At 65.1% G+C, this 261-nt stretch carries 1 protein-coding gene; it reads right to left on the bottom strand.

Annotated elements, in window-relative coordinates:
• On the bottom strand, nucleotides 1–193 hold a 193-nt coding region (locus SB816_RS32740; RefSeq protein WP_410548344.1), incomplete at its 3' end, for a DNA polymerase beta superfamily protein.
• Nucleotides 194–261: the final 68 nt, after the last annotated feature.

Here is a 261-nt window from a genome sequence, read left to right as displayed (position 1 = left end):
CATACACGAAGCGCACGTCGTAATCGCTGTCCGGCGACGCGAAGCCCCAGCCGCGGCTGCCCGATTCGCACGCGAACAGCACGCTCACGTCGTGGCGGCGTTCGACTTCCGCAAGTTCCGCCATCACGCGCGCCCGTACGGCCGGATCGACCGGGTGCGCGCTTCGCACGGGTGTCAATTTTTCCGTTTTCATTGTTGTCGTTTCCTTTTCGTTGTGCGCGGCCGCCGGCCCACGGCCGCGCACCGCACTATCCTTTCACG

The organism is Achromobacter sp. SIMBA_011 (genome assembly GCF_046535435.1).
GTDB classification, from domain to species: domain Bacteria; phylum Pseudomonadota; class Gammaproteobacteria; order Burkholderiales; family Burkholderiaceae_B; genus Achromobacter; species Achromobacter dolens.
The sequence above is the reverse complement of the archived record's forward strand: the minus strand, read 5'-3'. Positions and strand labels throughout refer to the sequence as shown.